A 13,495-nucleotide genomic window follows, 5' to 3' on the forward strand; every position below is an offset into this window, starting at 1 on the left:
CCTGCGGAGATGAGTAACAGCACCGATGGTTCAACGGAGCGGCACCGACAACACTGGAAGTCGGAAATCACGGGACCACGGGAGGAACAGCCGGCATGGATGTCGACCGAACCACTGTGCCTGGACGAGGCACGGTGCACCATTTCCTGGCCCGCGGCGGCGCTCGGTTCGCCCTGCTCACCGCGTCCGACGGCGACAAGCACGTCCTCGTCTACGACGACACCGGTGACGAACCGGTGCAGATCGTCGCGCTCGAGCCCGACGAGGCCGACCAGTTCGCTCAGTTGCTGCACAGCGCCCCGCTCCCCGACCGGGTCGCCCGCCTCGAACGCCTGCTCGACACTCTCGCCGACGATCGGAACCGGTGATGCCCACCTTTCCCCCGCACGCGCAACGGGACCTAGCCATGCAAGCACGTGAGATCGCGATTCAGTTGCCCACCGTCCGGGTGGGCGACCCCGTCGCCAAGGCCATGCGGCTGATGGTGGTCAATCGACTACCCGGGATGATCGTCGTCGACGACGCGGACCGGCCGATCGCCGTGCTGCCCGGCACCCAGGTGCTGCGGCTGGCCATCCCGAGCTCGTACCAGAACGATCAGGCGCTGGTCCGCACGATCGACGAGCTGCACGCCGAACTGTTCTGGCAGGAGCCAGGCCGGTGGACCGTCGGCGACTGCCTGCCAGAGACCATCGCCAAACCGGCCACCGTCCGCCCCGGCGCCACCCTGCTCGAGGTCGCCTCGCTGATGGCGCAAAAGCACAGCCCGCTGGTCGCCGTCGTCGACCGCGATCGCACGCTGCTCGGCGCGGTGACCCTGGAACGCCTGCTGCTGAGCCTGGCCATCGCCGGACCCGAGGACTGAGCCCGCCGGGCCGCACGAGGTGATCGGCGTGAATCAACTACTGGCCCTGACCATTTTCGTCGGCGCGTTCTGGTGCATCGCCACCGAGCGCGCCGACAAAGTCAAGATCGTGCTCGTCGCGGCGGGCCTGATGACCGTGCTCGGCCTGGCGCCGGGCGAGCAGGTGTTCTACTCCGCGCACAACGGGATCGACTGGAACGTCATCTTCCTGCTGCTCGGCATGATGATCATCGTCGGCGTCGTCAAACACACCGGCCTGTTCGACTTCCTGGCTATCTGGGCGGCGAAACGCTCGCGCGGCAACCCGTTCCGGCTCATGGTGATGCTGATGGTGATCACCGCGGTGGCCTCGCCGCTGCTCGACAATGTCACCATCATCATGCTCGTCGCGCCGGTGACCATCGTCGTCTGCGACCGGTTGCGGCTGCCCGCGCAACCGTTTCTCATCGCCGAGATCCTCGCCGCCAACATCGGCGGCGCGGCGACCCTGATCGGCGACCCGCCTAACATCATCATCGGCAGCAGGGCGGGCTTGAGCTTCAACGACTTCCTGGTGCACATGGCGCCCGCCGTCACCGTGATCTTCGTGCTGTTCGTCTTGTTCACCCGGTGGTTGTTCCGCAAACATCTGCGCCAGGATTCGGCGCACGTCGATGTCGTGATGGCGCTGCACGAGCGGCGCGCCATCACCGACCCGAAGCTGCTCGCCCGTTCCCTGCTAGTGCTCGCCGCCGTCGTGGTCGGCTTCGGACTGCACTCGGTGTTGCACATCGCGCCCTCGATCATCGCGCTGCTCGGCGCCGGTGCGATGGTGTTGATCTCCGATCTCGACGTGGGCGAGATCCTGCGCGAAGTCGAGTGGGGCACACTGGTTTTCTTCATGGGATTGTTCGTGATGGTCGCCGGTCTCGTGCACACCGGCGTGATCGATCGCATCGGCGCGGCCGCCGTCAGCGCCTTCGGCGACAGCCCGCTGCTTGCCTCGGCCACACTGGTTTTCGGCTCCGCCGTGGTCGCCGCCTTCATCGACAACATCCCCTACACCACCACGATGGCGCCCGTGGTCGAGGGCTTGGTCACCGAAACGCCCAATCCCGTGCACGGACAGGCACTGTGGTGGTCGTTCGCCTTCGGCGCCGACTTCAGCGGCAACGGCACCGCGGTCGCCGCCAGCGCCAATGTCGTCGCCCTCGACATCGCCCGCCGCGCCGGCCACACCATCACCTTCTGGACCTTCACCAAATACGGCATCCTCGTCACCGCGCTCAGCACCATCCTGGCCTGGACCTACATCTGGGCGCGCTACTTCTGAATATCGCTGCGGCCCCGCGTGTTCCACTCAGTACAGATAGACCACGGCATCGTTGCCCCGCGGCAACCGACGAGTCCGGCCGCCACGGTGCACGTCATGGCACAGGTGCGTCCGGTGACCGCCTGCAGGCGACCACCACGCGCGGCCGAACCGAACTCGTTGATCGGCCGAGCCAGCGTGGCGTCGTCGGTCCCGCACCGAAGCGGCCGATTCTGGTCGCACCGCACGGCCGTCTCCCGCGTCGGCCTTGTCCAGCCGCGACGGGACCAACGCCGCACGCGGGCGAGCTCACCGGCGCTGGGACAGCGGTCCCGCGGCCGAGCAGCCCGCGCAATTCGTGATGGCCGAACCGACTTCCGACCCGCCCGTTCCCCGTCGATCGATCCACCGTGGGCTTACTTCGAATAGGCCACAGGGTCAACGCTTTTCGCGCTCTCCAGCGGAGTTCGCGGTCCGCGTGAGAGCATCGACGGCCATTGCGCGGCCCGCCGAGGGACGGAATGGACAGTGATACAACGTCATCCGGCCGACCCCGGCGTGGTTATCCATCGAACAGCCGGCATCGTTCCGCCGGGGGCGCATCGACAGGTCGCCGAACGTTGTACGGGCGCCCGCCTAACAGCGATACAGGCGGATCTTAAATATGTTGCGGTGGTGCTGTTTTCGCGTGTTTAGGTGCGTCTTACAGTTTGGGCGATCGGCGGATTCTCGCAGTATTGTCGACGGCGTCGAGCCGGGCGCTGGTGCCGGTTCATCGAGAACTCGGAGGTTTATAGTCCATGCCGAATGCGGGCAGTCGTCGTAGTTATCGCGGGAAGCATCGCCTCGCGCAATCATCCGGGAACGGCAGGCCCCGGCTATTCGCGACACTGCTCGCCGGTGCCCTGCTCACGCCCGCCGGATTGAGCCTGACGGTGGGGACCGCGGCGACCGCGCAGGCCGCGAGTTTCAATTTCCGGGTACCGACCCAGGGTTATGACAAAGACGGCCGCGCGATCATCCACTACAACAACACGATTCATGATCCCGCGATCGAGACCGCGGTCAAACACCTGAATGCGACGCCCGGCCTGAATTTCGTGCTGCAACCGGGAACGGGCAAGAACGCGATCAATATCAGCAACGAACACTTCCAGGGTGACGTCGCCGGACTCGGCGGCTGGGACAACGGCCCGTTCGTCAAACTCGACCCCAAGAACGCCAATTTCGACCCCGACGACCGCACCGAGATCGCCGCGCACGAACTGCTGCACGCCATCGGCCTCGACCACAACGACAGCGGTTGCAGCATCATGGCGAGCACGGTCAACCGCTGCGGTGACGGACCGAGCCCGCTCGGCAAGAACGAAGTCAACGAACTCAACCAGATGTACAAACGCGGCAAGCCGAGCGCGAATTCACCGTCCGACAGCACCCCGCAGAAAGGCGACCCCGGAGAATCCGGGGACCCGGGAGATTTTGGTGATCGCCCGACCCTGCCCAACGCACCGGGTCCGAAACCGCAGCAGCAATCCGGTGACGATCAGCAGTCCACGCCGGGCGACTGGCCCGATTGGTTCGGCGACGACCAGGGCGGCGACCAGCCGGGCGGCGACGAATCGTTCGGCGATCCCTTCGATATGTTCGGTGATCCCTCCGATATGTTCGGCGATCCCTCCGGCGGCGACCAGACCTTCGGTGACGACTACGGCGATCCGTTCTCGAACCCGGACAGCAATTCGTTCGGGGTGGACGATTTCGACGACGGATTCGACTGGCAGGGCGGTGACGACGCGAGCCCGTTCGGTGACGGCGACCTTTTCGGCGGCGACTACGGCGACCCGTACGACATCGATACGAACTTCGATTGGTTCGGCGATACCGGCGCGAATCAGACGTTCGATATCGCCGATATGTTCGGCGGCGACAACGACAACACCTTCGATTGGTACGGCGGCGACGGCGGCGGCTTCGATTGGTTCGGCAACAGCAACCAGAACGACTACTTCGGCAACCTGGCCGGTCTGTTCTAGCCCCCACCCCGGCGTGTGCACACGAGTCACGCAAGTCGATGTTTGACCCTCACGCAACAGGGAACGCAGTTATACATCACGCCGATTACCGGAGGACAGTCTCATGGCAGTATCGCGCATCGACCGCAAAGAACCGGCCCTCATCGACAATGTGCCCGGACTGCTGCTGGCGCTGCTGCTCGTGGCCGTGCTCGCCGCGATCGTGCTGAGTTACACGCTGACCGCGGCGATCCCCGCCTGACCACGAGCTCGCGCGCCCGCTAGGCCGGCTCGGCCGTGGCCAGCTCGACCTCGGGTGTGTCGATAGGGTCGTCGATCCGCACGGGATAGCGGTAGCTGTAGTCCTCTCGATCGAAACGGGTCGCTTTGCGGTAGGTCTTGAACAACGACCACGGCCGCAGATACGGCGACTTGCCCTGCGAGTTGATGAAGTAGCTGTTGGATCCTTCGCACCGAGTTTCCAAGTAGTAGGACAGGTTACGGCCGCTGCGCAGCATCTGCCGATGGAAGCGCTCCTGCGCCTGCGGCCGCACCTCCACCGCCACGGCCCCACGCCCGCGGGTCTCGGCGATGACGGTGGCGATGTGGCGCATCGCGTTCTCCACGAAATAGTGGAACGCGGTGCCCGTCCACGAGTACGGACCGATCATGATGAAGCGGTTCGGCACGCCATGCACGGAGGTGCTGTAGTACGCCTTGAGCTCCTCGGTGTTGTAGAACACGCCGAGGTCGAAACCGTCGCGGCCGAGCACGGTTCCGGGCTTGTAGCTTTCCGGATCGGAGAACACCTCGTAGCCGGTGGCGAGCACGAGTGCGTCGATCTCGCGTTCGACACCGCCCGCGTCTCGGATCGCGTGCGGCGTGATCTCGCCGATGCCCGCGGTGATCAGTTCGACGTTGTCGCGGTTGAGCGTGGGCAGGTAGTCACCACCCGCACCGCCGCGGATGCACACGATGCCGAACCCGGGCCGTAGCTGCTCGCGGATCCGCTTGTCCTTCACCTTGATTCGCACCCAACCGGCGTAGGCGCTACGCCCGACTGCATCGACGAGCCGGGCCCCGAGCCGCCACAGCGGCGCGGGCGTGAACACCGCCACCCGCAGCATCGAGTCGACCGCGGCCTGGGCGAGCCCGTTCACGAGCGCCGAACCGCCGGGCAGCGCGAGCATTCGCTGCATCCACGGCCGCAGCACGAAATCCGGCTTCGGCAGATAGACCTGCGGAGTGCGCTGATAGATGTCGAGTCGCTGCACCTGAGCGGCCAGCTTGGGCGCGATCTGCATCGTGCTCGCGCCGACACCGATGATGGCGACGCGCTTTCCGGTGAAGTCGTAGTCGTGGTTCCAGCCCGCCGGGTGCATGCGCACCCCGGCGTAGGAGCCGAGCCCGGGGATATCGGGGTCGGTCTTCGGGTTGATGTAGGCGCCGACGGCGCTGATCACGAACCGGGCGGTGATCATCTCGCCGGTGTCGACGTGCAGCCGCCACAGCGCGTTGTCATCGTCCCATTCCTCGCGAACGATGGTGGTGTGGAACCGCATTCGGCGCGGCAGATCGTAGTCGGCGGCCACCTCGCGCAGGTACTCGAGTATCTGGTCGCGTTTGGCGAAGAGCCGGTCCCAGTCGGGCTTGCGGGCGAACGAGAACTGGTAGGTGGTGCTGGGGATGTCGCAGCCCGCGTCGGGATAGCTGTGGCTGTACCAGGTCCCGCCGAGACCGCCGATCCGGTCGACGATCAGGAAATCGTCGATGCCGATCTCCTGTAGCTTCACCCCGGCGCAGATCCCCCCGATGCCCGCGCCGATCACGACTACTTCGTATTGCGGTGCCAGGGTACCGGTTTCGCTCATTTGACGCCCTCCTCAGCGCGAGGCACGCGCGCTTCGGCGACGGGCCCGCCGTTGGTGTCGATCAGGCCCGGCCGCGGCTGCCCCGTCCGGGCGATCTCCGCGACGCGACGACGGAACACCGGCCCCACTCCGGCGAGCCGATAGGCGGCGCGCCACACCGGCGGGAACCAGACCGAGAAGCGCAGCGGCAGGCGCGGAGTCACCGCGACCGTCCAGACCAGCCGCGTGCGATCGGGCCCGAGCTCGGTGAAGGTCATGTCCTCGGCGTACTGCCGGACCAGCAGGTACTGCATCCAGTTTCCGCTCACCACACCGAAGGTGATGCGCTCGTTCGGCTCGTACCGCCAGAACCGTTCGCGCTCCACCCACAGCACGCGCAGCGGTGCGAACACCGATCCCATCTCACGGATCACGCCGGCGCCGCGTTCGGGCGAGTCATAGCGCACGCCCGTGCACGGAATCGGCAGCCAGCGCCACGCCTGGTCGTCGTCCAGCGCGGTCCACACCGCCCACCGTGGCGCGTCCAGGGTCTGTTCGACGGTGAAGACCAGTGCGGCCGTGTCGAACACCGAATCGTCGACCGGCGTCACCGCCGCGTGTTGGGTATGCAGGAAGGAAGTGATACTCATGGTTGGCTCCGATGCTGGATGTGGTCAGTGCGCGGCGACGGCCCGGCGGGCCGGATCGTCGCCGACCGGCCGTAGCGTGGTGTACCGGTAGTGGTCGAGCGGGAAATGCCGGTTGCTCCAATACATTCCGAGCTGTGTGCTCGCCCGGAAGGCTGGCCCGTCACCCTGGTAGTTGATGTAGTACGTGCGCGATTGTGCGCAACCCTGCTTGAAGAGGTAGGTGTTCTTGTTGCGGGCGTACATGCGGGCGAAGTACTCCTCGTGCGGCTCCCTGCGGATCTCGGCCCGGGTGGCGCCGCGGCGCAAGGCCTCGGCGATCACCCTGCTGCTGTGTGCGGCGGTGGCCTCGATGAGCGGGATCACTGACCCTGGCGCGTAGCCGTAGGGCCCGAAGATGTGGAACATGTTGGGGAAGCCGGGCACCGAAACGCCCTCGTAGGCCTGATACTTGTTGGTGTCCCAGTACTCCCCCAGTTCGACTCCCCCGCAGCCGAATACGGGGTAGGGCGGGGTGGCGCCCTTGTCCATCACCTGGAATCCGGTCGCGGTCACCACCATGTCGAACTCACGGTGCACGCCGTCGACGGTGACGATGCCGCCCGCGGTGCCGCGTTCGATCGCGGTCGTGACCAGCTCGACGTTGGGCCGGGTATAGGTCTTGAAATAGTTGTTGGAGATCGATGGGCGTTTGCAGCCCAGGCGGTAGGTCGGGGTGAGCGCACGGCGCAGCCCGCGATCGCGCACCTGGGTGAACAGGTAGGCCTTCAGCGCCGCCTCCCCGATGCCGAGCGCACCCGAGGTCAGACGCGGATAGTCCGAGAGCGCGAAGCCGATCCCGAGGAACGCGTTGACGACCACATTGCCGATCAGTCGCACGGCCTGCTGCGCCGGCGGGAAGTCGAGCACCCGATGCCCGAGCCCGCCCAACGCGAAGTCGGGCTTGGGCGCCACCCAGATGGCAGTGCGCTGAAAGACCGTTAGTTGCTCGACGGCCGCGGCCAGGCGCGGAATCACCTGCAGCGCGGTCGCTCCGGTGCCGATCACCGCGACCCGTTTGCCGCTGTAGTCGTAGGAGTGGTCCCAGCGCGCGGTGTGCATGAGGGTGCCCTCGTACCGGTCGAGCCCCGGAATGTCCGGCGGCTTCGGCTGTTCCAGGACGCCGACGGCGCTCACCAGGAACCGGGCGGTGATCTCGTCCCCGTCGGTGCTCAGCACCCGCCAGTGATCGGCGGCCTCGTCGAACCGTGCGTGCACCGCCCCGCACCCGAGGCGCAGCTTGTCCCGCAGGCCCTGCTTGTCCACCACTTCCTCGGCGTAACGCTGGATCTCCGCGCCCGGTGCGAAGAACCGGGACCAGCGCGACCGCTGCTGGAACGAGAAGTTGTAGATCGGCGACGGAACATCCACGGCCACACCGGGATAGGTGTTGGCGTTCCAGGTGCCGCCGACCCGCGGCCACTTGTCGATGATCACGAAGTTGTCGACGCCCGCGCGCCGCAGCGCGGCACCGGCGCCGATGCCGCCGAAGCCCGCACCGATGACGAGCACGTCGAACTCTGGTGTGCTGGTGGTGTTCATGGGAAACCTGTCCGTGGTCGTGCGGCGGTTCACGCCGCGGTGGTCTGGTCGGTGGCGCGGCCGCCCGCAGCGTCGTCGAGCGCGCGCCGCAGGAAGGCGCCGAGCGCGGCGATCGCGGCGCGCGCGTCGGGCAGCAGGTCGGCGCCCGCATGGAAGACGTGAATCGCGTTGTCCCAGATCTGCAATGTGTGCGGCACCCCGGCCGCGGCGCAGCGACGGGCCAGTGCCTCGGCGTCGGGCAGCAGTACTTCTCGATCACTCACCTGGATCAGGGTCGGTGGCATCCCGGTGAAGTCGTGGTTGACCGGCGACCAGCTCGGATCGAGCACGCCGTCGCGGGCGAAGCCGACCAGCGCGGGCACCGCCAGCGAGCGCGCCGACAGCACCGCGTCGCGGCGATCGTTCGGATGCCCCCGTCGGCTCTCCGGGTCGAGGTCGGCGAACGGCGCGATCGCCGCGATGGCCGCAGGAAGCGGCAACGCCCGCGTTCGCGCGGCCAGGGCGGCGGCGAAGGTCAATCCCCCGCCCGCCGAATCACCGGCGAAGACCACGCGTTGCGGGGCGAAGCCGCGGTCGAGCAGGTAGCGGTACGCGGTGACCGCGTCGTCGACGGTGTCGGTGAGATGGCCCTTGGGCAGCTGCCGATAGTCCACGTTCAGCAGCGCGGCACCGGTGGCCCGTGCAATGCGCGCGGCCAGCCGCCGGTGGCTGTGCAACCCGCCTGCCAGGAAGCCGCCGCCGTGGAAGTAGAGGATCACCGCCGCCCGTGCGGTGTCCTCCGGCCCGGGATCGGCGCGGTGCCAGAGCCATTCGGCACGGAAACCGGGGAACAGGACCGCCCGGCGCCTGGTACCGCGCGGCGCTCGCAGCGGAATCGCAAGCAGATCAGCGAGATTGGCGATCCGGAAGGCCGCGGCGCCGCGCAGCGGGGCATGCTCGGCCAGCACACTCAGCCCGTCCAGCGCGGGACGCACGGTGACCCGCAGCAGCGCGTGCGCGACCCGCAGCCGCAGTCCGGCCCGGCCGGCGAACTCGACGTGCACCGCCACACCCCCGGTCATGCCGGAGCTCCCGCGGGGACGCGCAGTTCGTACCGGTAGTCGTCGAGCGGGAACCGGCGGTTACCACGTCGTGCCTCGAAGAATCCCGAGGGCCGCACATAGGTGGTGTCCCCCTGCGAGTTCCGGTAATAGGTCGGCACGTGACCGTTGAGCTCGGACAGGTAGTAGCGCAGCGACTCGCCCCTGCGATGCACCGCGCGGTGATACGCGTCCGCGGCCTCCTTGCGCACCTCGCACCAGAGCGCACCGCGCCGGCGCGTCTCCCCGATCGCGCGCACCGCGTGATCGGCGGTCATCTCGACGAACGCGTGCCAGCCCGAACCGGTCCAGGAGTACGGGCCGACGAGCGTCCACCGATTCGGCAGACCGTGCACCGAGACGCTCTGATACGCCTGCAAACCCTCCTCGCGGTAGAACTTGGCGAGGTCGAACCCGTTGCGGCCCACTATCGTTCCGGGCCGGTAGGTCTCCGGGTCCGAGAAGACCTCGTACCCGGTGGCGAGAATGAGCGCGTCCAACCGATGCAGTGCCTTGTCCCCGGTGCGAACCCCCGTGCGGGTGATCTTCTCGATGGGCGCCGTCACCAGGGCGACGTTGTCCCGGTTGTAGGCCCGCAGATAGCTGTTCGACAGCGTCGGCCGCTTCGCGAGCACACCGAAGTTCGGCGTCAACGCCGCCCTGGTCGCCGCGTCGCTGACCACCCACCGCAGATAGCGCCGGTACAACGCCTGGCAGACGGCGTCGAAGCGGTCCATCACCGGATGTACCACACCGCCCGGTAGCCCGACCACCGTGCGCAGCGCGAGATCGACCACCACCAGCGCACCGCCGTGCAGCAACGGCTGGATCCCCGGCACCGCGAGCACCCGTTGCAGCGCGACCGGAATGCGGAAGTCCGGCTTCGGCAACGACCACACCGGCGTGCGCTGGAACACGGTCAGCGTGGCGACCTCGGGCGCGATCGACGGGATGATCTGCACCGCGCTGGCGCCCGTGCCGATGATGCCGACCGCCTTACCGGACAGGTCGTAGTCGTGGTCCCAGCTGCTGGGCCGCAACACCTTTCCCCGGAAGGAGTCGGCGCCCGCGATGCCCACCTCGGCCTTGGGCCGGACGAACGCGCCCACCGCGCTGATCACGAACCGCGCGCTGACGACGGAGCCGTCGGTCAGCGTCAGCCGCCAGTAGCCCGCGTCGTCGTCCCATTCCTCCCGCTCGACCTCGGCGCCGAAACGCACCCTGGCGCGCACGCCGAATCGCCGTGCCACCTCGATGTGGTACTGCTCGACCTCCGCACCGAGCGGAAAGACCCGGCTCCAATTCGCCTTGCGGGCAAAGGAGTACTGATAGGCCAGCGCCGGAACGTCCACGCCGAGCCCGGGATAGTGGTTCTCGTGCCAGCTGCCGCCGACCTCGTCGGCGCGTTCGAGCACGATGAAGTCGTCGATGCCCGCCCGGCGCAACTTCACGCCCGCCGCGATGCCGCCGGGGCCCGCGCCGATCACGGCGACCTCGTACCGCGGCACTGCCGTTTCGTTCATGTCTTGCCTCACTTCGTGATTCGGTTCAGCACGGGCCGTACCCTGGGCAGCAGTGTGTCGGCGAGCGCCAAGGACCCGACACTGCCCACCGCGCGCACCAGACCCGGCGCGAGGCGAAACGTGAGGTAGCCCAGCCACGCCTCGGGATTCACCGGCACGATCGCGTGATCGCGGCGGATCGCCCGCACGATCGCCCGCGCGACCTTGTCCGGTCCGGCGAAGGCCAATCCTTGGACGCGTCCGATGTCCGCGCGCCATGCCGCCTGCTGGGTCTCGTCGAGACCGGCGCGCTCACCATGCGCGAGCAGGTCCGTTCGGATGGCGCCGGGACAGATCGCGGACACACCGATTCCCTTGGGCCGCAGCTCGACTCGCAGACATTGACTGGCCATCAGCACGGCCGCCTTGGCACTCGAGTAGGCCGGGATGTATTTGGCGGGGAAGAACGCCGCGGCCGAAGAGACGTTCACGATATGGCCACGGACGCCCGCGTCGATCATCTGCCGGGCGAACACCCGAGCGCCGTAGATCACGCCCATCAGGTCGATGTCGACCGTGCGTTGCCATTGCGCCGCACTGGTTTCGCAGAATCCGCCAGTGTCCATCACGCCCGCGTTGTTCACCAGCACATCCGCCGCGCCGAATTCGGCGCGAACCCATTCCGCGCACCTGCCCCATTGGGCCGCGTCCGCCACGTCGAGCCGATACGGATGGGCCCGCCCGCCCGCGGCCAGAATCTCCTCGGCCACCGCGTGCGCGCCGTCCTCCTCGATATCGGCGATCACGACCCGATATCCGTCGCGCGCGAGCAACAGCGCGGTCTCGCGGCCGATGCCCGCGCCACCGCCGGTGACGATCGCCGTCCTCATCGGCCACCGCCGAGCACCCGTCGCGACACGTCGAGCGCCTGCTCCGCCAACCGCATTCGCAGCAGGCCCGAGAGCCCGCGCAGTGCCGCGGGCGACAGCCGCGCCAGGTACCAACCGGCCCAGGCCTCGATGCCGACCGGCACGGTAGCGAGATTCCAGCGCACCGCGCGCTCCACCGCGGCGGCGACCCGATCCGGGGAGCGTCCGAAAACCGCCTGTCCCCGTGCGAGTTTCGCGCGCCAGTCGGCGCTCGCCTCGGCATCCGCGCCCGCCCGCGTGCCGCGCGCGGACAACTCGGTGGCGATCAGACCGGGACAGACCGCGCTCACCCGGATGCCGTGCCCGGCGAATTCGGCGCGCAACGCCTGGGTACCTTGCCACGCGCCCGCCTTGGCGGTGACATAGGAGGGGGCGAGCGAGGTCGGCAGAAATGAGCCGACCGAACAGATATTGACGATGGCGCCCCGTTTGCCCGCCTCGACCATCTGCCGCACGAACAGCCGCGAGCCGAGCAGCGGGCCCATCATGTTGATCGCGATCATGCGCCGCCAGTCGTCCTCGGTTTGCTCGAGGAACCCGCCGGAGATCAGGATGCCCGCGTTGTTGACCACCACATCCGGCACGCCGTGTTCCTGGGCGACCTGCGCGGCGAACGCCTCGAGGGCCGCCGGATCGGCGACATCGAGCGGGTAGAACTCCGCCCGGCCCCCCGCCGCCCGCACCAGCGTGACGGTCTCCTTTGCGCCGAGCTCGTCGATGTCGGCGACGAGCACGGTGGCGCCGCGCTCGGCGAATCGCAGGGTGGTCGCCCGGCCGATCCCGCTGGCCGCGCCGGTCACCACCGCCACGGTCATGACCGACGACCCGATCGACGTATTTCGGGTGCAGGTGACTGGATCATGGCGCGACTCCTCTGTCGTCCGATGCCGGAAGAGTGGATCAACCAGGACTCAATTAAGCGACTGGCGTGTCACCAAAATAAACTGTCTGGGACGGCAAGGCAACCCCTCGACCGCACCTCGGCGCGCTCGACCGCGCGCGGCACCGGGGCGCATACGATGTGCTGGATGACCGAACCAGCCAAGCGCGGCCGCGGCCCCGGCCGCCCGCGCGACGAACAGAACACCGAGCGACGCAGGCGTGAACTGATCGCCGCCGCCTACCACGTGTTCACCACGAAGGGCTATGCCGCGGCCTCGACCGCGGACATCACCGCCGAGGTCGGCATCGGTTACGGCACCTTCTACCGCTACTTCGACAGCAAGCGCGCGATCCTCGACGAGGTGGTCGATTTCGGCCTCGACCGGATACTCACCGAGATCGCGGGCGATGTCTTCGTGCCCGAGTCGATGCCGCACGAGATCACCGTCGACCAGCTCGTGCGGACCTGGTCGGACGCGGTCGAGCGGATGTGCCGGATCGCCGACTCCGAACCGGCCCTGATGCAGGCGCTGCTGTTCGAGCTGCCCGGCATCGACGACGAGCTCAACACCCGTCTGCTCGGACTCGGCGGGATTCTCGCCGCGACCGTGGACCGCTTCCTGACCAGGGCCGTCGACGTCGGCGTCGTCCGCGCCGACGTGCACACCACCGACGTCGCGTGGATGCTGATGGCGCTGACTATTCCGCCGGTGATGCGCACCCTGCGGGGCGGCGGCGAACAGGATCGGCGCGGCTACATCGACACCGTGCTCGCGGTGCTCACACCGGGCCTGAGTCCGGCCGACCCGCCGACGACCGGCGGACCCGCCGACAATTAGTCGACGCGAACGTCTGCT

General features: G+C 67.8%; 13 protein-coding genes. 6 read left to right on the forward strand and 7 right to left on the reverse strand.

Annotation, left to right across the window (positions count from 1 at the left end):
* Nucleotides 1–95: 95 nt before the first annotated feature.
* The 5 genes from F5X71_RS18835 to F5X71_RS18855 all read left to right on the forward strand — a co-directional run bounded on the left by F5X71_RS18835 (nt 96) and on the right by F5X71_RS18855 (nt 4,430).
* Nucleotides 96–368, forward strand: coding sequence for a hypothetical protein (locus F5X71_RS18835; protein WP_167463215.1), 273 nt, complete (start codon nt 96–98; stop codon nt 366–368).
* Between the two features lie 38 nt (nt 369–406).
* Nucleotides 407–865: a CBS domain-containing protein gene (locus F5X71_RS18840; RefSeq protein WP_167466568.1), complete on the forward strand. Its 459-nt coding sequence runs from the start codon at nt 407–409 to the stop codon at nt 863–865.
* 28 nt (nt 866–893) lie between these two features.
* Nucleotides 894–2,177: an SLC13 family permease gene (locus F5X71_RS18845; protein WP_167463216.1), complete on the forward strand. Its 1,284-nt coding sequence runs from the start codon at nt 894–896 to the stop codon at nt 2,175–2,177.
* 779 nt (nt 2,178–2,956) lie between these two features.
* Nucleotides 2,957–4,189 (forward strand): matrixin family metalloprotease, encoded by a 1,233-nt coding sequence (locus tag F5X71_RS18850; protein WP_167463217.1) that lies wholly within the window; start codon nt 2,957–2,959, stop codon nt 4,187–4,189.
* A gap of 103 nt (nt 4,190–4,292) precedes the next feature.
* The gene (locus F5X71_RS18855; RefSeq protein ID WP_167463218.1) at nt 4,293–4,430 is read left to right on the forward strand and encodes a hypothetical protein; all 138 of its coding nucleotides are present in this window, start codon (nt 4,293–4,295) and stop codon (nt 4,428–4,430) included.
* A 19-nt stretch (nt 4,431–4,449) separates the two neighbouring features.
* Here F5X71_RS18855 and F5X71_RS18860 read toward each other — a convergent pair whose 3' ends face one another.
* The 7 genes from F5X71_RS18860 to F5X71_RS18890 are packed head-to-tail and all read right to left on the reverse strand — an operon-like array spanning nt 4,450 to nt 12,571.
* Nucleotides 4,450–6,039, reverse strand: a complete 1,590-nt coding sequence (locus F5X71_RS18860) for a flavin-containing monooxygenase (protein WP_167463219.1) — start codon at nt 6,037–6,039, stop codon at nt 4,450–4,452.
* Entirely contained in the window at nt 6,036–6,668 is a 633-nt protein-coding gene (locus tag F5X71_RS18865) for an SRPBCC family protein (RefSeq protein WP_167463220.1), read from the reverse strand. Before F5X71_RS18865 ends, F5X71_RS18860 begins: the two co-directional genes overlap by 4 nt.
* 24 nt (nt 6,669–6,692) lie before the next feature.
* Nucleotides 6,693–8,246, reverse strand: coding sequence for a flavin-containing monooxygenase (locus F5X71_RS18870; protein ID WP_167463221.1), 1,554 nt, complete (start codon nt 8,244–8,246; stop codon nt 6,693–6,695).
* 29 nt (nt 8,247–8,275) lie between these two features.
* Nucleotides 8,276–9,307, reverse strand: a complete 1,032-nt coding sequence (locus tag F5X71_RS18875; RefSeq protein WP_167463222.1) for an alpha/beta hydrolase — start codon at nt 9,305–9,307, stop codon at nt 8,276–8,278.
* A complete protein-coding gene (locus tag F5X71_RS18880) occupies nt 9,304–10,848 on the reverse strand; it encodes a flavin-containing monooxygenase (protein ID WP_167463223.1) in 1,545 nt (514 codons plus the stop codon). Before F5X71_RS18880 ends, F5X71_RS18875 begins: the two co-directional genes overlap by 4 nt.
* An 8-nt stretch (nt 10,849–10,856) precedes the next feature.
* Nucleotides 10,857–11,717 (reverse strand): SDR family NAD(P)-dependent oxidoreductase, encoded by an 861-nt coding sequence (locus F5X71_RS18885; RefSeq protein ID WP_167463224.1) that lies wholly within the window; start codon nt 11,715–11,717, stop codon nt 10,857–10,859.
* The gene (locus F5X71_RS18890) at nt 11,714–12,571 is read right to left on the reverse strand and encodes an SDR family NAD(P)-dependent oxidoreductase (protein WP_167463225.1); all 858 of its coding nucleotides are present in this window, start codon (nt 12,569–12,571) and stop codon (nt 11,714–11,716) included. The genes F5X71_RS18885 and F5X71_RS18890 overlap by 4 nt, the downstream gene beginning before the upstream one ends.
* A gap of 213 nt (nt 12,572–12,784) precedes the next feature.
* Here F5X71_RS18890 and F5X71_RS18895 point away from each other — a divergent pair, with 213 nt between their 5' ends.
* The gene (locus F5X71_RS18895; protein ID WP_167463226.1) at nt 12,785–13,477 is read left to right on the forward strand and encodes a TetR/AcrR family transcriptional regulator; all 693 of its coding nucleotides are present in this window, start codon (nt 12,785–12,787) and stop codon (nt 13,475–13,477) included.
* Nucleotides 13,478–13,495: the final 18 nt, after the last annotated feature.

Origin of the sequence: Nocardia brasiliensis (genome assembly GCF_011801125.1) — a bacterium.
GTDB lineage: Bacteria > Actinomycetota > Actinomycetes > Mycobacteriales > Mycobacteriaceae > Nocardia > Nocardia brasiliensis_C.

Bases quoted from the DNA above. Each gene is read 5' to 3' on its own strand.
- F5X71_RS18875 (WP_167463222.1), bottom strand. From the start codon at position 9,307: ATGACCGGGGGTGTGGCGGTGCACGTCGAGTTCGCCGGCCGGGCCGGA.
- F5X71_RS18850 (WP_167463217.1), top strand. From the start codon at position 2,957: ATGCCGAATGCGGGCAGTCGTCGTAGTTATCGCGGGAAGCATCGCCTC.
- F5X71_RS18840 (WP_167466568.1), top strand. From the start codon at position 407: ATGCAAGCACGTGAGATCGCGATTCAGTTGCCCACCGTCCGGGTGGGC.
- F5X71_RS18895 (WP_167463226.1), top strand. From the start codon at position 12,785: ATGACCGAACCAGCCAAGCGCGGCCGCGGCCCCGGCCGCCCGCGCGAC.
- F5X71_RS18890 (WP_167463225.1), bottom strand. From the start codon at position 12,571: ATGACCGTGGCGGTGGTGACCGGCGCGGCCAGCGGGATCGGCCGGGCG.
- F5X71_RS18855 (WP_167463218.1), top strand. From the start codon at position 4,293: ATGGCAGTATCGCGCATCGACCGCAAAGAACCGGCCCTCATCGACAAT.
- F5X71_RS18865 (WP_167463220.1), bottom strand. From the start codon at position 6,668: ATGAGTATCACTTCCTTCCTGCATACCCAACACGCGGCGGTGACGCCG.
- F5X71_RS18835 (WP_167463215.1), top strand. From the start codon at position 96: ATGGATGTCGACCGAACCACTGTGCCTGGACGAGGCACGGTGCACCAT.
- F5X71_RS18880 (WP_167463223.1), bottom strand. From the start codon at position 10,848: ATGAACGAAACGGCAGTGCCGCGGTACGAGGTCGCCGTGATCGGCGCG.
- F5X71_RS18885 (WP_167463224.1), bottom strand. From the start codon at position 11,717: ATGAGGACGGCGATCGTCACCGGCGGTGGCGCGGGCATCGGCCGCGAG.
- F5X71_RS18870 (WP_167463221.1), bottom strand. From the start codon at position 8,246: ATGAACACCACCAGCACACCAGAGTTCGACGTGCTCGTCATCGGTGCG.
- F5X71_RS18860 (WP_167463219.1), bottom strand. From the start codon at position 6,039: ATGAGCGAAACCGGTACCCTGGCACCGCAATACGAAGTAGTCGTGATC.